Annotated in this window: 13 protein-coding genes; 3 read left to right on the plus strand and 10 right to left on the minus strand. The window is 74.4% G+C overall.

Going from position 1 to position 17,519, the window contains the following annotated elements; translation table 11 throughout:
- Positions 1 to 15 precede the first annotated feature (15 nt).
- The 4 genes from ACF1BN_RS00255 to xylB form a co-directional block, all read right to left on the minus strand.
- Positions 16 to 1,680, minus strand: coding sequence for an FAD-dependent monooxygenase (locus tag ACF1BN_RS00255; protein ID WP_392329323.1), 1,665 nt, complete (start codon positions 1,678 to 1,680; stop codon positions 16 to 18).
- Positions 1,681 to 1,776: 96 nt separating this feature from the next.
- Positions 1,777 to 2,547, minus strand: a complete 771-nt coding sequence (locus ACF1BN_RS00260) for a hypothetical protein (protein ID WP_392329324.1) — start codon at positions 2,545 to 2,547, stop codon at positions 1,777 to 1,779.
- Positions 2,531 to 3,757, minus strand: coding sequence for a hypothetical protein (locus ACF1BN_RS00265; RefSeq protein ID WP_392329325.1), 1,227 nt, complete (start codon positions 3,755 to 3,757; stop codon positions 2,531 to 2,533). Before ACF1BN_RS00265 ends, ACF1BN_RS00260 begins: the two co-directional genes overlap by 17 nt.
- Before the next feature lie 71 nt (positions 3,758 to 3,828).
- Positions 3,829 to 5,307: a xylulokinase gene (gene xylB / locus ACF1BN_RS00270; protein ID WP_392329326.1), complete on the minus strand. Its 1,479-nt coding sequence runs from the start codon at positions 5,305 to 5,307 to the stop codon at positions 3,829 to 3,831.
- A gap of 101 nt (positions 5,308 to 5,408) precedes the next feature.
- On the opposite strand from xylB, the gene xylA reads away from it, so the two are divergent.
- Positions 5,409 to 6,578: a xylose isomerase gene (gene xylA, locus ACF1BN_RS00275; RefSeq protein ID WP_392329327.1), complete on the plus strand. Its 1,170-nt coding sequence runs from the start codon at positions 5,409 to 5,411 to the stop codon at positions 6,576 to 6,578.
- A gap of 318 nt (positions 6,579 to 6,896) precedes the next feature.
- Here xylA and ACF1BN_RS00280 read toward each other — a convergent pair whose 3' ends face one another.
- Positions 6,897 to 7,226 (minus strand): winged helix-turn-helix transcriptional regulator, encoded by a 330-nt coding sequence (locus ACF1BN_RS00280; RefSeq protein WP_392329328.1) that lies wholly within the window; start codon positions 7,224 to 7,226, stop codon positions 6,897 to 6,899.
- Positions 7,227 to 7,383: 157 nt separating this feature from the next.
- Here ACF1BN_RS00280 and ACF1BN_RS00285 point away from each other — a divergent pair, with 157 nt between their 5' ends.
- A complete protein-coding gene (locus ACF1BN_RS00285) occupies positions 7,384 to 8,292 on the plus strand; it encodes an NAD(P)-dependent oxidoreductase (RefSeq protein ID WP_392329329.1) in 909 nt (302 codons plus the stop codon).
- Between the two features lie 187 nt (positions 8,293 to 8,479).
- On the plus strand, positions 8,480 to 9,511 hold the full coding sequence (locus ACF1BN_RS00290; RefSeq protein WP_392329330.1) for a LacI family DNA-binding transcriptional regulator: 1,032 nt from the start codon (positions 8,480 to 8,482) through the stop codon (positions 9,509 to 9,511).
- Here ACF1BN_RS00290 and ACF1BN_RS00295 read toward each other — a convergent pair.
- From ACF1BN_RS00295 to ACF1BN_RS00315, 5 genes are read right to left on the minus strand one after another with little or no spacing between them, the layout of a single operon-like run.
- Positions 9,447 to 11,732, minus strand: coding sequence for a glycoside hydrolase N-terminal domain-containing protein (locus tag ACF1BN_RS00295; RefSeq protein WP_392329331.1), 2,286 nt, complete (start codon positions 11,730 to 11,732; stop codon positions 9,447 to 9,449). The genes ACF1BN_RS00290 and ACF1BN_RS00295 overlap by 65 nt on opposite strands.
- Entirely contained in the window at positions 11,729 to 13,726 is a 1,998-nt protein-coding gene (locus ACF1BN_RS00300; protein WP_392329332.1) for a beta-galactosidase, read from the minus strand. The genes ACF1BN_RS00295 and ACF1BN_RS00300 overlap by 4 nt, the downstream gene beginning before the upstream one ends.
- A 30-nt stretch (positions 13,727 to 13,756) precedes the next feature.
- On the minus strand, positions 13,757 to 14,713 hold the full coding sequence (locus ACF1BN_RS00305) for a carbohydrate ABC transporter permease (RefSeq protein WP_392329333.1): 957 nt from the start codon (positions 14,711 to 14,713) through the stop codon (positions 13,757 to 13,759).
- Entirely contained in the window at positions 14,710 to 15,669 is a 960-nt protein-coding gene (locus tag ACF1BN_RS00310; RefSeq protein WP_392329334.1) for an ABC transporter permease, read from the minus strand. Before ACF1BN_RS00310 ends, ACF1BN_RS00305 begins: the two co-directional genes overlap by 4 nt.
- A 1-nt stretch (position 15,670) precedes the next feature.
- Entirely contained in the window at positions 15,671 to 17,371 is a 1,701-nt protein-coding gene (locus ACF1BN_RS00315; protein ID WP_392329335.1) for an extracellular solute-binding protein, read from the minus strand.
- Positions 17,372 to 17,519: the final 148 nt, after the last annotated feature.

Here is a 17,519-nt window from a genome sequence, read left to right on the forward strand (position 1 = left end):
ATTGTCAGACGGGCTCTAGGGGGCGGCGAAGACCCGGGCCAGGTGAGCGGCCAGGCGGGTCGGGTCCGGGTCGGTGAGGCGGGCCCCCAGGCAGCCGTCGGGGCGGACGACGAAGGCCGTCGGCCGGTCTCCCTCGACCGCGTACCGGGCCGCGAACTCGCCCTCGGTGTCCCGGTGGGCGGAGAGCGGCCCGGCGCCGGGCGGCCCGTCCGGCGGGCGGATCGCGCGGACGTCGACGCGGCCGCCGGTGGCGCGCCAGGCCGTGGAGGCCAGTTCGTCGCGGGCGGCGACACCGCCGGAGCCGTACCCCGTCCCGTACAGCAGGAGCACCGTGCGCCGGTCGCGGAGGATGTCGAAGAGGCGGACGGGGTACGCGGCGATGGGGCCGGTGAGGCCGCCGCAGTCGGGGGCGCGGTCCCCCGGCCGGGGTCCGGGGCCGTCGCCGGGCGGGTCCACGACCGGGCTGCCCCGGTAGCCGACGAGCAGCTGCGCCTCGCGGAGCATCAGCGTCTCCGGGTCCTCCGGGTCGGTCTGTACGCCGCCGCCCGTGGCGTGCCGGACGGTGCGGCCGACGACCTCCTCGCCGACCGGGCGGCGCTCGGCGTCGTAGCTGGCGAGCAGCGTGTCGGAGGCGGCCCCGTCGACGGCGAGGGCGAGTTTCCAGGCGAGGTTGTAGGCGTCCTGGATGCCGGTGTTCATGCCCTGGGCTCCGGTGGGCGGGTGGATGTGGGCCGCGTCGCCGGCGACGAAGACCCGGCCCTCGCCGTACCGGTCGACGATGCGGTGGCTGATCCGGAAGACCGAGGCCCAGCGGAGCGCCGAGGCCGTGGTGCGCTGCGGGGAGAGGCGGTCGAGGACGGCCTGGATGTCGGCGAGGCCGGGGGCGGGGCCGCCGCCGAGCCCGTGCGCGACGCGGTCGGCCGGGTCCGCGTCCCGGGCGGAGAGTCCGGGCGGCACGCGCATCGACATCCGGTAGCGGCGGCGGCCGGGCAGCGGGATGCAGACGAGGACGTCGTCGACGGCGCCGTCGCCGTCGAGGTGCGTCGAGCGCAGTCCGTAGCCCTCGGGGAGGTCCCAGTCGACCTCCACGTCGCCGAGCATGTACTCCTCCGGGAACGCGCCGCCCTCGAAGGCGAGCCCGAGCCCCTTGCGGACGGTGCTGTGCGCGCCGTCGCACCCCACCAGATAGCCGGTCCGCAGCTCCTCGCGGCCGCCGTCGGCGTCGGTGAGGAGGGCGGTGACGCCGTCCGGGTCCTGCGTGAAGGCGTCGAGGGCGGTGCCGCGTTCGATGCGGGTGCCGTGGCGGGCCAGGGCCTCTTCGAGGATCCGCTCGGTCTCGTACTGCGGCAGGGCGGCGAAGCCGTACGGCACCTCCGGCGGCAGCACCAGGTCGTACCGGCCCCGCTCGGCGCCGTCGACGTACACGTACTGCCCGCGCATCGGCACGGCCGCCTCCAGCGCGGCCCTGACGACGCCCATCCGGTCCCACACCTCCAGCGTGCGGGGCTGGACTCCGACGGCCTTGGCGTACGGCAGGCGCTCGGGGAGCCGGTCGACGATCCGGCAGGCGACGCCCTGGCGCCGCAGCTCCAGGGCGGCCGTCAGTCCGACGGGCCCCGCGCCGACGACGAGCACGTCCGTCCCGCCGGAGCGTGCCCCTGATCCGCTGGTGTGTGCCACGGCGCCTCCCGGGCGTGCGGCCCCCGAACGGGTCGTTCCGACACCATGGTGGCCCGGGCCCGGGGAGGGTCGCCAGTCGGTGCGGCGGCGGGCGGGTCAGACCGGGGGCATCAGGTCGCTCTCGCTGACGGTGTAGGTCAGCGGTGGGTACGCGAAGTCCGTCTCCTGGTTCTCGCGGCGGCGCAGCCGGTAGAACGCGCGCCGCTGCTCCTCGTCGGCCGGTGTGAGACGGGCGCCCTGCGGGAGGTGGGCGTGGCCGTCGTGGAACCGGAGAGTGGTCTTCGAGGTGCGGAAGGTGAGGCCCAGCCACCGGTTCTCCGTCGCCCGTCCCGCCGTGTCCAGGACGATCCGGTGCCGGAGCAGGCGGTTGGTGTCGACGGAGAAGGCGACCACGCTGTGGTGCGCGAGGGGGAGCTCGAACCCCTCGACGCCGGGTTCCTTCCCTTCGAGGACCAGCTTTCTCGGCGGGCCCGCCTCGGGGTGCTCGTAGCAGGAGTAGACGGCGATGAACGATCCGTCGGCCAGGTCGAGGGCCTGGTCGGAGTGGGCGCCCATGGTGGCGTAGGCGTGGGTGTACGTCTCGGCGAGGGCGTGGTCGAAGTCGGCGGGGCTCCCGGTGAGTTGCCTGATCCGGTGGGCGAGCCGTTCGTGCTCCGGACGGAAGCGCTGGGCCGGGGCGGCGTAACGGGTGGTCGTGCGGACGAGCGGCACGCCGCCCTCCGGGTCGACCCGGGTCAGCACGGCGCCGCGCCGGCCCTTGCCGACGTCCTCCCAGCGCACCGAGGCCGCCAGCGCGGCGAAGGGGTTCTCCTCGGCGGGCAGGGCGCGGGTGAGGATCCGGTCCCGGAGGTCAGGCGCGGGGGGCACGATAGTCTCCCGTGTTCATGCTGAAGAGGAACCCGTCGCCGTAGTCGATGAAGGACGAGGTCCTGTTCTCCTCGGAGTAGAGCCTGCGGAGTTCGTCCATGCCGTCCGGCGTGGGCGGCCCCAGCTCCGCCGGTCCTCCGGGCCTCTTGAGGAAGGTGCGGCCGTCCCGGTGGACGGCTTCGGTGCTCGAACACCGCACGACGTAGCCCAGGCGGGTCGGGATCAGGGCCGCGTCCAGCGCCGAGGGCCGGATCTCGTGCGTGTAGAGGCGGTTGGTGGAGAGCGGCATGAAGAACACGGAGCCGGGGTGGAGGGTGAGGGTGAACTGCGCGGGGAGGGCCGTTCCGTGGAGTTCGGCGACGGCCGGGTCCTTGAGGCGGAAGTGGAGCCGGGTCAGTCCGCTCACTCCCTTCACCCCGAGGTCGAAGGCGTCCTCCGCCAGGGGCTCCAGTCGGTCGAGCCCGTCGTAGAAGGTGCAGAAGGCCATGATGCCGTTGGCCGGCATGTCCTTCGTCTTGTCGGCGTGGGGCGAGATCTTCGCCTTGGACTGCCTGCGCCCGTCCGTGGCGGGCGTGTTGTGGTAGGTCTGCGCGAGGACGTGGTTGAGCGGCGCGTGGTCCCGGAAGACGGCCGCCGCCTCGCGGTTCAGGGCGTCGACGATCCGCGTGTCGGTCGGACCGAAGCCCTCGGTCGGTCCCGAGAGGTTCGTGGAGCACCGGAGCAGGCGGAAGTGCAGGGCGTCGCCGTCCCGGGTGACGGGGGTGAGGTAGATGCCGCTGCGAAGGGCGGTCCCCGGTTTGGTGGACTCCGTCAGGGACTGGAACGCGTGCTCCGCGCGGATCCGCCCGAAGTGGTCGTCGGCGGGATCGAAGAAGCGCCGGTAGTGGACGCCGGCGCCGTGGACGCGGGCGGGCACGCGGCCGGCGCCGACGGAGGCCCACGGCCCGTCGCCGTCCGCTCCTCCTGACGGCTCCCGGACGGCGAACACCCGGTCGGCCGACGCCAGTCGGCGGGGGTCGGTCCCGGTGGCGTCGCCGTACAGGTACACGGTCCTGTGCGCGAGGTCGAGGGTGCCGGACGCCACCTCCTCCGGTGTGACGACGGCGCCGAAGAAGTCCCGGACCACGTCGTCGCCGTGCGACGCCTCCGGCGCGACCAGGATGTGGTCCGCATCCTCGATGCGGGCTTCCGTCGGCTCCGTCGAACGCATGGATCGGCACCTGCCCTTCGCGGATCCCGGCGACGCTCCCGGGATCGTGTTAGGCCCACCGTAACGGCCGCCTACGACAACAGCGTCGGAGCGGCCTTGGCCAGCACGTCCTCGATCCGGTGCCAGGCCTCCTCGTCGCGGGCGACGGGCGGCAGGGTCGTGCCCGCGCCCGTGCCCCAGGCGGTGGCGACGGCGACGGGGTCCTCGCCGGTGGCGGCGCCCGCGGCGAGGGCGGCGGCGCCGAGGGCGACGAGTTCGTCGGCGGCGGGGACGACCAGGGGGCGGCCGGAGAGGCGGCGGACGGTGTCGGTCCAGGTCCGGCCCCGGGCGCCGCCACCGACGAGGCGCAGCGGCCGGTCGCGTACGGCCGGGTCGGCGGGGTCGAGGCCGCAGGCGGCGAGGAGGCCGTCGAGGGCGCGGAGGACGGTGAAGGCGGCGCCCTCGTAGGCGGCGCCGAGGACGGCGCGCGGGTCGGTGGTGTGGCGGAGGCCGGTGAGCAGTCCGGACGCGGCGGGGAGGTCGGGGGTCCGTTCGCCGTCCAGGTACGGGAGGACGACGGTCCCGCCGCCGGGCAGGGCGTCCTCGCGGTCGAGGCCGAGGAGGGCGGCGAACCGGTCGACTGCGAGGGTGCAGTTGAGGGTGCAGCCGAGCGGGAGGCGGGTGCCGTCGGTGGCGGCGAAGCCGGCGAGGGAGGCGGCGGCGGGGCGGGTGCGGGTGGCGGCGAAGACGGTGCCGGAGGTGCCGAGGCTGACGACGGGGTGGTCGAGGAGTCCGGCGGCGCCGAGGCCGAGGCCGACGGCGGCGGCCATGTTGTCGCCGGTGCCGGCGGCGACGGTGACCGTACGGGGCAGGCCCAGGGCCTCGGCGGCGGCGGCCGTGAGCCGGCCGGCGGGGGTGGCGCCGGTGGGGGCGACGGCCGGGAGGAGGGCGGGGTCGAGGCCGAGGAGGTCGAGGAGAGCGGGGTCGTAGGCGGCGTCGGCGGGGTCGTACCAGCAGGTGCCGGAGGCGTCGCCGGGGTCGGTGACGGCTTCGCCGGTGAGGCGTTCGGTGAGCAGGTCGTGCGGGAGGCGGACGGCGGTGGCGGCCTCGGCGTGCTGGGGCTCGTGCTCGCGCAGCCACTGCCACTTGGCGGCGGTCATGGAGGCGACGGGGACGGAGCCGGTGCGGTCGAGCCACGCCTCGGGGCCGCCGAGGCGGTCGGTGAGGGCGGCGGCCTGGGGAGCGGAGCGGGTGTCGTTCCAGAGGAGGGCGGGGCGCAGCGGGCGGTGGCCGGGACCGAGCACCACGAGGCCGTGCTGCTGGCCGGCGACGGCGAGGCCGGTGACGGTGCCGGGTGCGGCGCCGGACGCGCGGAGCGCGGTGCGGACGGCGGTGGCCAGGGCCGTCCACCACTCCTCGGGGTCGCTCTCGCGGGCGCCTCCGGTGCCGGTGACGGTGTGCGGGGCGCGGCCGAGGCCGAGGATCCCGCCGGTGGCGGTGTCGACGGCGACGGCCTTGGTGGACTGCGTGGAGCTGTCCACGCCGATCACGACGGAGCGGCTGACGGGCACGCCCTCACCTCTTTCTCTCGGTCCTGGTCTGGCGCCGCCGGGCACCGGTGGCGTATTAGTTATCTCAGAAAACAAATCCGGTCGCCAGAGAGGGACCCACCATGCCCGAGCGTTTCTCCCCCACCCCCGAGGACCGTTTCACCTTCGGCCTCTGGACCGTCGGCTGGCAGGGCCGCGACCCCTTCGGCGACGCGACCCGGCCCGCCCTGGACCCGGTCGAGTCGGTCGAGCGGCTCGCCGGCCTCGGGGCGTACGGCGTCACCTTCCACGACGACGACCTGATCCCCTTCGGCGCGCCGGAGGCGGAGCGCGAGGCCATCGTGAAGCGGTTCCGGGACGCCCTCGACCGCACCGGTCTGAAGGTCCCCATGGCCACCACCAACCTCTTCACCCACCCGGTCTTCAAGGACGGCGCCTTCACCGCCAACGACCGGGACGTGCGCCGCTTCGCGCTGCGCAAGACCATCCGCAACATCGACCTGGCCGTCGAGCTCGGCGCGGAGGTGTACGTCGCCTGGGGCGGGCGCGAGGGCGCCGAGTCCGGCGCGGCGAAGGACGTGCGGGTGGCGCTCGACCGGATGAAGGAGGCGTTCGACCTGCTGGGGCAGTACGTCACCGAGCAGGGGTACGGGCTCCGCTTCGCGATCGAGCCGAAGCCGAACGAGCCGCGCGGCGACATCCTGCTCCCCACGATCGGCCACGCCCTCGCCTTCATCGAGCGCCTGGAGCGGCCCGAACTGGTGGGCGTGAACCCGGAGACAGGCCACGAGCAGATGGCCGGCCTGAACTTCCCGCACGGCATCGCGCAGGCGCTGTGGGCGGGCAAGCTCTTCCACATCGACCTCAACGGCCAGTCCGGCATCAAGTACGACCAGGACTTCCGGTTCGGCGCGGGCGACCTGCGGCAGGCGTTCTGGCTGGTGGACCTGCTGGAGACGGCCGGCTACACCGGCCCGCGCCACTTCGACTTCAAGCCGGTGCGCACCGACGGCTTCGACGGTGTCTGGGAGTCCGCGAGGAACTGCATGCGGAACTACCTGGTCCTCAAGGAGCGGGCGGCCGGGTTCCGCGCCGATCCGGAGGTCCGGGAGGCCCTGGCCGCGTCCCGGCTGCCCGAACTGGCGGTGCCGACCGCCGCCGGGGGGCTCGCGGAGCTGCTGGCCGACCCGACCGCGTACGAGACCTTCGACGCGGACGCGGTCGCCGCGCGCTCGATGGCCTTCGAGCGCCTCGACCAGCTGGCCCTGGAGCACCTGCTCGGCGTCCGCTGACGCACCGCTCCACCCGGCCGGCACGCCCTCGCGCCGCCGCGCCGGGCCGCGCCCCCGGGGCACGGCGCCGTCCCGCACGACGCCGCGCCCCGGGGCCCGGCCGCCTTCGCCCCGGAGGGCCTCCTCGACGACCGCGAGGCTTCGGCCCGGCCGCCCGCCTGCGCAAGGGCGCCGAGGGCGGCGCGGGGGGCGGGCGCCTGACCCCGGCCGCCCGACCTCGACAGCCTGGCCCCGGCCGCCTGACCCCGGCAGCCGGGCGCCCAGCGTGTCGCGGAGCGGCTCCGTCGCGGAGCCGTCCCGCCGCCCGGCGAGGGGCCGTCAGGGCAGCCGCTCGATCTGCTCCAGGTGTTCCTCTCCCCACGCGCCGAGCGGGGCGAGGGCGGAGTTCAGGGAGTGCCCGAACGGAGTGAGCGAGTAGACGACCTTCGGCGGCACCTGCTCGTGCGCCTCGCGGTGGACCAGCCCGCTCGCCGCCATCTCCTTGAGCTGGAGGATGAGGATCCGCTCGCTGATCCCCGGCACGGCACGGCGTAACGCGCCGAAGCGCAGGGGCTGTTCCCCCAGCGCGAAGAGGACGAGCCCTTTCCACTTGCCTCCCATGACCGCCATGGCCGCGTCCAGTCCGCAGGTGTACTTCCGTCCGTCCATCCCGCCCGTCCCCTCCGTCGCCGCGCGTACATCCCTGTGCGTACCGGACAGAAATGTCGGTACTTGATCCAATGTACGGGGTCTCGCACGATGGTCGCGGGGCCCCTGAGCAGCAGGATTCGCGCCCCGATCCATCACGCGCGCAAGGGAGTTGGGCATGTCCGAGCAGCACGAGCAGCACCGCTCACCCGTCACCGTGATCGGCCTGGGATCGATGGGCGGCGCCCTCGCGTCGGCCTTCCTCGCCGCCGGTCACCCGACGACCGTCTGGAACCGGACCCCGGAGCGGGCCGGGCCGCTCGCGGAACGCGGCGCGACGGTCGCCGCGACCCCGGCCGAGGCCCTGAGGGCGAGCCCCCTGGTCGTCACCTGCCTCACCACCTTCGACGCCACCCGGGCCGCCCTCGACGCCGCCGGGTCGGCGCTCTCCGGCCGGACCCTGGTGACCCTCAACAGCGGGGCGCCCGCCGAGGCCCGGGAGACCGCCCTGTGGGCGGCCGGGCACGGGGCCGGGTTCCTGGCCGGGGCCGTCCTGGACGTGCCGTCGGCGGTCGGCTCCCCCGGCACCCTCCTCACCTACGGCGGCGAGCGGGCGGTCTTCGACGCGCACGCGCCGGCCCTGCGGGCGCTGGGCGGGGACACGGTCCACCTCGGCGAGGAGCCCGACCTGGCGGCGCTCTACGAGATGGCGGTGGGCGCCACCCTGCTGCCCGCGCTCGTCGGCTTCTTCCAGGGCGCCGCCGCCCTCCAGGCGCGAGGCCGGACGGCCGCGAGCATGGTGGACCTGACCGGCCGGCTCCTCGACATGGTCAAGGGGCTGCTGCCGGTGTTCGCCGACGAGATCGACCGGCGCGACTACAGCGCGGGCGAGTCCTCGGTCGACCTCTTCCTCGCCGGCAGCGCGCACGACGCGGCACTGGAGGAGGAGACCGGGGTCGACAGCGCCTGGCTCGCGCCGCTGCACGCGCTCGTGCGGCGGGCCGCCGAGGCCGGGCACGGCAAGGACAGCATCGCCGCCCTCACCGAGGTGCTGCGGAAGCCCGCCGGGCAGACCCGCACGCCCTGACCGCACCCCGCACCCCGCCGGCCGGTCGGCGTCCGGAGCGAAGCCCTCTGTCGAAGCGCTTCGATCTCTGCGTGCCGACAGTCTGGACACGTCAACTCCCCCGCGTTACCGTCTCGCTGAGCCGTCGACGCACCTGTTCGGCGGCTCCGTCGAAGCGATTCACCACAGGGCCGCGCGGGGAGATCGGATGGTCACGCTTGCCGAGGTCGCCCGGCACGCCGGGGTGTCGGCCAGCACGGTGAGCTATGTCCTCAGCGGCAAGCGCCCCATCTCCGACCTCACCCGGCGGCGGGTGCGGGACAGCATCGAGCGGCTCGGCTACCAGCCGCACGCCGGGGCACGGGCGCTCGCGAGCAGCCGGTCGCGGATCATCGCGCTGATGGTGCCGCTGCGCACCGACATGTACGTGCCGGTCATGCTGGAGATCGCGGTCGCCGTCGCCACCACGGCCCGCGCGCACGGCTACGACGTCCTGCTGCTGACCGGCGAGGAGGGGCCGTCCGCTCTGCGCCGGGTCACCGGCAGCGGACTCGCGGAGGCCGTGATCCTCATGGACGTGCAGCTCGACGACGGACGGCTGCCGGTGCTCCGGGGGTCCGCCCCGCCGGCGGTGCTGGTCGGACTGCCCGCCGACCCGGCCGGACTGAACTGCGTGGACCTCGACTTCGCCGCCGCCGGGGCGCTCTGCGTGGAGCACCTGGCCGGGCTCGGGCACCGGGAGATCGCCGTCGTCGGCGGCTCCCCCGGGGTGTACGCCCGGCACACCGGCTTCGCCGAGCGGACCCTCGGCGGGCTGCGGGAGCGCGCCGCCCTGCTGGGCGTCGGGCTGCTGCACCGGCCGTGCGACGGCAGCCACGACGCGGTCGCCGGGGTGCTCGCCCGGATCCTCGACGAACGCCCGGCGGTCAGTGCCTTCGTGGTGCAGAACGAGACGGCGGTGGAGCCGCTGCTCGCCCTGCTGCGGCGGACCGGCCGGGCGGTCCCGGAGGACGTGTCGGTGGTGGCGGTCTGCCCCGAGGCGGTGGCCGAGCGGGCGTCGGTGCCGCTCACCTCGGTGGCCATCCCGGCGCAGGAGCTGGGCCGGCGGGCGGTGGAGCGGTTGTTCGTCCGGCTGACCGCGCCGGAGGGTCCGGACGCCGCCGGGGTCGAACTGCTCACCCCGGCGCTGACCGTCCGGGAGAGTTCGGGTCCGCCTCCGGCCCGCCGGCCCCCGGGCTGAGGAGTACGCGCTCCGTCCCGGCCCGCAGGGTCAGCCGCCGCCGGCCCTCGGGGGCGCACAGCTCGACGGCGGCGTCGCGGTCGGGGCGCAGCACCGCCGTGTACTCCCCCGGCGCCCAGGTCAGGTCGATCCGGGCGCCGAAGCGGGTGCGGACACCGGTGATCCGGCCCCGGGCGCAGAGTCCGGGCGGCGGCGCGGGCAGCAGCACGAGCCGGTCGGGGGTGGAGCGGACCAGCGCCTCGATCAGGAGGGCGGGCAGGGCGTGGGCGGCGTCGGCGTTGTAGACGTCCCGCTTCGGGTAGTGGGCGCTCATCAGGGAGGCGTGGAAGTAGTCGCCGCCGAGGACCCGTCGGAGGGCGTCGCCGGTGCGTGCGGCGTCGCCGAGCCGGGCGGCGATGAGCCCCTGGTGGAGGTGGCCGTGGGCGGAGTCGTTCTCGCTGCCGCGCAGCGCGAGGGCGCGGGCGGCGGCGCGGGCGAGGTCGGGGGTGTCGTACGGGGTGATCGCGTCGAGCGGCCAGACGGGGTAGAGGTGGCTGAGGTGCCGGTGGTCGTAGCGGTCGCCGAGTCCGGGCCAGGCCCATTCGGCGAGGGCGCCGTCGCTGTTGACGCGGTAGGGCGGCAGCCGGTCGGCGAGGGCCCGCAGCCGGGCGGCCCGGTCGGCGGGGGCGCGGTCGGCCGCGGCGGTGAGGGCGTGACGGGCGGCGGCGAGGTCCATGGTGGCGTTGACGGCGCCCCAGCCGCCGCCGCGCGGGCGGTTCTCCGGGGAGTAGGAGGGGACGACGGCGAGCCGGCCGTCGGGGCCGGTGCGGGTGAGGAAGTCCTCGTAGAAGTCGGCGAGTTCGCCGAGGAGGCCGGTGAGCCAGGGGTCGTGCCGGCCGTCGGCCTCGTCCGCTTCGAGGAGGGGGAGGAGGAGCCAGTCGGCGGCGGCGGTCCACAGGTGGAGGGGGTAGGCGCGGTCGAAGTGGTAGGTGTGGCCGTTCTCGCCGTCGGTGTGGGCGGGAGCCACGATGCCCCGGGTCCCGAAGACGGCGCGGGCGTTGTCCCGCCAGTGCTCCGTCTGGCCCCGGATCAGGGTGCGGTGGGCCTCGGTGACCTCGGGAAGGTCGGCGGCGACGGCGGAGGCGGTCTGGAGGGCGAGGTTGGCGTCGGTGGTGAAGCCGCCCGACCAGGCGGTGTCCCAGTCGCCGGTCCACAGGCCGCAGAGGCGGGGCGGGTGGAGGCCGGCCGAGGAGAGCAGGTGGTGGCGGCCGGCGGCGAAGAGGCGTTCCAGGAGGGCGGGTCCGGCGGGGCGGGCGAGCAGCGCGGAGCCGGGCAGGGCCCGTTCGGCGGGGTCGGCGCCGAGGTCGAGGGCGACCCGGTGGTACGCGGCGGTGTGGAGCGCGGTGTGCCGGTGGAGCAGCCGGGCGTACGCGGTGGCGGGGCCGTCCTCCCCGGCGTGGGCGCGCAGGACCGCGGCCTCCTGAGCGGGGTCGTAGGGGCCGTCGTGCCGGCGGACCCGGGTGAGCAGGAGGAGCTTGGAGGCCCCTGTCACGCGGATGCCCCGGTCGGTGAGGGTGGTGCGGCCGGTGTCGGCGACGACGAGGGTGGTGCCGGTGTAGCCGAGGGTGGAGTCGGGGTAGCGGGCGCGCAGGGTGAGCAGGGTCTCGCCGTGGGCGGTGGCGATGCCCCGGCCGACGGCGAGGCCGGGGGGCACGCCGTCGAGCCGGTGGTCGAGTTCGACGTGGACGCGGGGCCCGGGCTCCGTCACGTACTGGACGAGGAGGTCGTCGGCGCGGGAGGCGAAGACCCGGCTGGTGCGGCTCCCGGTGGTGGCGGTGGCGACGCCGGTGGTGAAGTCGGCCTCGCGCCGTGTGCCGGGGCGCGGCCCGGGGTGCTCGGCGCGGACGCGGGTGAGGAAGCCGGGGTGGAAGGGCTGGATCCAGCGCAGCGGGCGCCCGTCGGTGAAGGTCTCGGCGGCGGTGAGGTCGCCGGAGAGCAGGGCGTCCTGGAGGGCGGGGAGCCGGTCGGCGAGGCGGGGCGGGTCGGTGTCGCCCGGCCGGTGGTGGGGGCGTACGAGGGTGTGGTGGGTGACGATCACCCGGTCGTCCGCGGGGTCGCCGTACACCAGGGCCCCGTGCCGGCCGTTGCCGGTGAGGAAGGCGTCCTCCCAGCGGGCGGCGGGCGCGGGTTCCCACGTGCCGTGCACGGGGGTGTGCGGGGGCTCGGGGACGGGTTCGCTCATGGGTGCTCCTCCAGGACGGCGGCGCCGAAGCGGTCGAGGGTGAGGGTGTCGTCGACGGTGGTGCCGGTGAGCAGGTCGCGGTGGCGGCCCGGTACGCGGACGGTGACCGGGGCGCGCCCGTGGTGGAGCAGGAAGAGCAGGTCGCCGCGGCGGACGGCCTCGACGCCGTCGGGGAGTCCGGCGAGGACGGGGTGGATCCCGGCCTCGCGGGCGGCTTCGGTGAGGAGGGCGCGCAGCGCGTCGGGTTCGGGGAGGGTGGAGAGGTAGCGGGTGCGGCCGTGGCGGAGGACGGCGGGGCGGCCGTCGAGTTCGCCGCCCCGGTAGGAGGCCAGGGTCTCGGTGCCGGGGCCGGGGACCAGTTCCTCGGACCAGAGGGTGGCGCGGAAGGTGCCGCAGTCGGTGTGCTCGCCGGGGGCGAGGGGCCACCGCTCGTCGATCCGGTCGATGCCGAGGAGGGCGCGGAGGCGGGCGTCCGTGCCGCCGGGGCGGATCCGGTCGTCGGGGTCGGCGACGCCGGTGAAGAAGCCGCAGACGAGGTGGCCGCCGCCGGTGACGTAGCGCTCCAGGGCGGTGAGGGAGCGGTCGTCGAGGAGGTAGAGGTGCGGGAGGACGACGAGGGGGTGGGCGGTGAGGTCGTGGTGGGGGTGGGCGAGGGTGGCGGGGAGTCCGGCCTCCCACAGGGCGCGGTGCCAGGTGCGGACGAGGTCGCCCTGGTCGAGGTGGGCGGAGAGGGCGCCTTCGTGGCGGCCGGCCCACCAGGAGTCCCAGTCGTGGAGGAGGGCGACGGGGGCGTCGGGGACGCGGCTGCCGGCGACGCGGGGGCCGAGGCGGGCGAGGTCGGCGCCGATGCGGACGGTCTCGCGGAAGCCGCGGCCGTGGGCGCCGCTGTGGCCGAGCATGGCGGAGTGGAACTTCTCGGCGCCCTGGCGGGAGGCGCGCCACTGGAAGAAGTGGACGGCGTCGGCGCCGCGGGCGACGGCCTGGAGGGTCCAGAGCCGGTTGAGTCCTTCCTGCTTGGGCCGGTTGACGGGACGCCAGTTGACGGCTCCGGCGGCCTGCTCCATCACCATCCAGGGGCCGCCGCCGGCCTGGGCGCGGGTGAGGTCGGCGACGAAGGCGTTCTCGTGGGCGCCGGCGCGGGGGTCGGCCGGGTCGGGGTAGACGTCGACGGAGACGACGTCCTCCTCGGCGGCCCAGGCCCAGCCGTCCTGTCCGGACCAGAAAGGCATGAAGTTGGTGGTGACCGGCAGGTGCGGGGTGTGCTTGCGGACGATGTCGCGTTCGGCGCGGTAGCACTCCAGGAGCTGGTCGGAGGTGTAGCGGCGGAAGTCGAGGAGGTGGGCGGGGTTGCGCAGGTAGTGGGCGCGGCGCGGGGGCAGGACCTCGGCCCAGGAGGCGTATCGCTGGCTCCAGAAGTCGGTGCCCCAGGCGGTGTTCAGGGCGTCGAGGGTGCCGTACCGGTCCTGGAGCCAGGTGCGGAAGGTGCGGGCGGCCTCGTCGCCCCAGTCGTAGGTGCAGTACTCGTTGTTGATGTGCCACATGACGAGCGCGGGGTGGGCGGCGTAGCGGGCGGCGAGGGCTTCGGTGATCGCGGCGGCGTGGCGGCGGTAGGCGGCGCTGGAGTGGGCGAAGTGCTGCCGGGAGCCCCACCATTCGGTGCGGCCGTCCTCGTCGCGCGGCAGGGTCTCGGGGTGGCGGTGGCCGAGCCAGGGCGGCGGGGAGGCGGTGGGGGTGGCGAGGACGACGTCGACGCCGTGCGCGCAGGTGAGGTCCATGAGCCGGTCGAGCCAGCCGAACTCCCGCGCGCCCGGCTCGGGTTCGAGCCGGGCCCAGGAGAAGACGCCGAGGGTGACGGTGGTGACGCCGGCCCGCCGCATCAGCCGCAGGTCCTCGGCCCAGGTCTCCTCCGGCCACTGTTCGGGGTTCCAGTCGCCGCCGTGGAGGATGCGGGCGGGACGGCCGGGCGGCCGGGTGAGGTCGTCGAGGCGGGGCATGGGGCCTTCCTGGGGGAGGTGGGGGCGGGCTCAGCCCTTGACGGCGCCGGTGAGCATGCCCTTCTTGAAGTGCTTCTGGACGAAGGGCGAGAGGACGGCGACGGGGAGCAGGGCGAGGACCATGACGGCCATCTGCACGGCGAGCCCGGACAGGTCCCCGGACTTGACGGCCTGGCCGAGGCCGACGGGGATCTCCTGTTTCTGGGCGAGCTGGATGAGGACGTTCTGGAGCGGCATCATGTCCTGGTCGTTGAGGTAGAGGGAGGCGTTGAACCAGGCGCTCCAGTAGCCGACCGCGTAGAAGAGGGTGATGACGGCGATCACCGCGCGGGACAGCGGCATCACGATCGTCCACAGGATGCGCAGGTCGCCGGCGCCGTCGATGCGGGCGCTGTCGGTGAGTTCGGGCGAGATGCCCATGAAGAAGGCGCGCAGGACGAGGATGTTGAAGACGCTGACGGCGCTGGGGAGGATCAGCGCGAGGTAGGTGTCGGTGAGACCGAGGGTCTGCACCAGCAGGTAGGTGGGGATGAGGCCGGCGCCGAAGAACATGGTGCCCATCAGGGTGAAGAGGACGGCCCGGTGACCGAGTGAGCCGGGCCGGGAGAGTCCGTACGCGGCGAGCACGGAGACGGTCGTCGAGAAGAGGGTGCCGGTGAGGGTGACGCCGAGGCTGACGAGGACGGCGCGGGTGACCTGACCGCCGCTCAGCAGCTCGTGGTAGGCGATGAGGGTGAAGTCCCGTGGGATGACGACCAGTCCGCCGGCCTCGGTGATCGTCTTCTTGCTGGAGACGCTGGTGACGAGGACGATCCAGAGCGGGAAGAGGACGGCGAGACAGGCGCCGCCGAGGACGACCGCCTTGGCGGTGAGTCCGGCCCGGGTCGGCTCCTCCTCCCAGACGGGCCGGGCCGGCGCCGCCCACCGGGAGGGGCGGGCGGCGCGGGCGGGCGGAGCCGCGGGCCGTTCGAGGACGCGCAGGGTCATTTCCGGTACACCCCCTGTTCGCCCATGAGGTGGGCGACCTTGTTCGCGGAGAGGACGAGCACGAGGCCGACGAGGCCCTTGACGAGTCCGGCGGCCGCGGCGTAGCTGAAGTCCTGGCTGCGCAGGCCGGTCCACCAGACGAAGGTGTCGAGGACCTCGGCGGCGGCGGGTCCGACGGCGTCGCGCTGGAGCAGCAGCTGCTCGAAGCCGACGGTGAGGGCGTCGCCGACGCGCAGGACGAGGAGCAGGGCGATGACGGGCCGGAGCGCGGGCAGCGTGACGTGCCACATGCGGCGCCACCGGTCGGCGCCGTCGATGGCGGCGGCCTCGTAGCGGGCCGGGTCGACGGCGGCGAGCGCGGCGAGGAAGACGATGACGCCCCAGCCGGCGTCCTTCCAGATGCCTTCGGCGGTGACGAGGAACTTGAAGACGCCGGGGTCGGTCATCAGGTCGAAGCCCTCGTGGCCGTGTTCGCGCAGGGTCTGGGCGATGATGCCTGCGCCGCCGAAGATCTGCTGGAAGACGGTGATGACGATGACCCAGGAGAAGAAGTGCGGCAGGTAGAGCACGGCCTGGACGAGGGCGCGGACGCGGGGCCGCAGCAGGCTGTGCACGAGCAGGGCGAGGGCGATGGGGACGGGGAAGAAGAGCACCAGCTGGAGGAGGAAGAAGACCAGGGTGTTCTCGACGGCGTCCCAGAAGGCGGGGTCGGTCAGCACCCGGTCGAACTGGGCGAGGCCGACCCAGGGGGATTCCAGGATGGCGGTGACGCCGTTGGTGGAGAGGTAGGGGTCGTACTCCTGGAAGGCGACGACGTTCCCGAGGACGGGGAGGTAGTGGAAGACGAGGACGAGGGCGAGGGCGGGCACCGTCATCAGGAGGAGGGTGCGGTCGCGCCGGAGCCGCCGGCCGAGGGGGATCCTCGGCCGGCGGTCGGTGGTGTCGCGCTTGGTCACGTCAGCTCGCCGCGGAGCCGGTGGTGTCGAGGAGCTCGCGGTACCAGTCGCGGAGTTCGTCGCCGCCCTTGCTCTTCCACTCGGAGACGGCCTGCTGCATGTCGGAGAGCTTCTTCCGGCCGCGGACGATGTCCTTCTCCAGCTGTTCGAAGTCGTTCATGAGGCCGGTCCACCGGCTCGGCTCGGCGACGGTGAGGCCGTAGAAGGAGGACTTGCGGGTGAGGGCGCCCATCCGCTGCTGCCAGCCGACCTGCGCCTCGGTGATCTCCGGCAGGTCGGGGTGGGCGATGTAGGGGGCGGGGCTGGCGATGAACATCCAGGAGCTGCTGACCTCCTGGTTGCCGGCGTCGGTCTTGACCGGCAGACCGTCCTTGATCGTGTGGTGGACGCCCTCGACGCCGTAGTCGGTGAGCATGCGTTCCTCGGTGCCGTAGGGCGCGGCGGTGAAGTTGGCGATGGCGAGGGCGTCCTCGACGACCTCCTTCGGGGCGCCCTTGCGGACGAAGGACCAGATGTTGGCGGGGTTGGTGGCCCACAGTTCGGGGGTGCCGCCGGCGTGGCCCGGGATGTCCATGGCGGCCATGGCGAAGTCCGGGTTCTGGGCGGCCATCTCGGCGGTCTTGCCGTACCAGTGGGCGAGGTCGTTGTTGTAGATCAGGCACTGGCCCGAGGTGAAGCGGACGCTGGTGTCGCCCTGGTTCTGGGCCTTCTCGTCGGGGTGGACGACGCCGGCGTCGAAGAGCTTGCGGGTCCATTCCAGGGCTTCGAGGTATTCGGGGGTCTCGATGCGGTTGACCAGCTTCCCGTCGACGAGGTGCCAGCCGAGCGCCTTGTCGCCGCCGTTGAGGACGCCGAACATGTTGTAGGCGGTCCAGGTCATGTCGGCGCAGGCCCACACCTTCGCCTTCGCGCTGGTGATCTCCTTGGCGAGGGCCAGGAACTCGTCAGCGCTCCTGGGGAGTTGCCAGCCCTTCGCGTCGAAGAGGTCCTTGCGGTAGAAGGGCGCGATGTTGGTGACGTACGAGGCTGGCATGGGCAGGCCGCGGAGCCTGCCGCCGAAGATGCCGCGCTGCCAGGCGTCGGTGGGGATGGCGGCGAGGTTGGGGTAGGCCTTGACCTTGTCGCCGGAGAGGTACGGTCCCAGGTCCTCGAACTTGGCGTCGACGGCGCTGGGGATCTTGCCGCCGAGGTTCCAGCCGGGGACGACGACGAGGTCGGGGACGGTGCTGGAGGCGAGGACGGCGCCGAGCTTCTGGTCGTAGACGTTGCCGTCCTGGTTCTGCCAGGTGGCCTGGACGCCGACGGCCTCGTTCATGGCCTTGTAGTAGGGGTTGCCGGAGGCGGGCGGGGTGCCCCAGAAGGGGGCCATGACGGTGAGCGCGCCGCCCTTGCCGAGCTTCTCCGGGACGGAGGCCTTGAGTTCGGCGCTGGGGATGGCGCGGGTGTAGCCGGCGGCGGAGCCGTTGCGCGCCGGGAGGTCGGCGGGGACGACGCTGCTGCCCACGTGGGCGGGAAGGATCTTCGCGGCGTCCTTGCCGCTGGTGGTGCCGTCCTTCCTGCCGGTGTCGCCACCGCCGCCGCAGGCGGTGAGCAGCGGGGCCCCGCCGGCGACCGCGACGGCGGCGACGGCGCCGGTGGCGAGGAAGCCCCTCCGGCTCGGTTCGGTTCTCGGGGAGCCCGTGGAGGCGGCGTTCGGCGTCATTGCGTCAACCCTTCATGGCACGCGCCAGGGCACACGGCGTCCGGGGGAGCGCCGGCCGGCTGCGGTGACGGAGATGGAGCAAGGTGCGGGGTGCGGGCGGGGCGGGGCCCCGGGGGCGCGGTGACGGGCGCGGCGGTTCGGCCGCGAC

It is taken from the genome of Streptomyces sp. NPDC014861 (assembly GCF_043081625.1).
Taxonomy (GTDB): Bacteria; Actinomycetota; Actinomycetes; order Streptomycetales; family Streptomycetaceae; genus Streptomyces.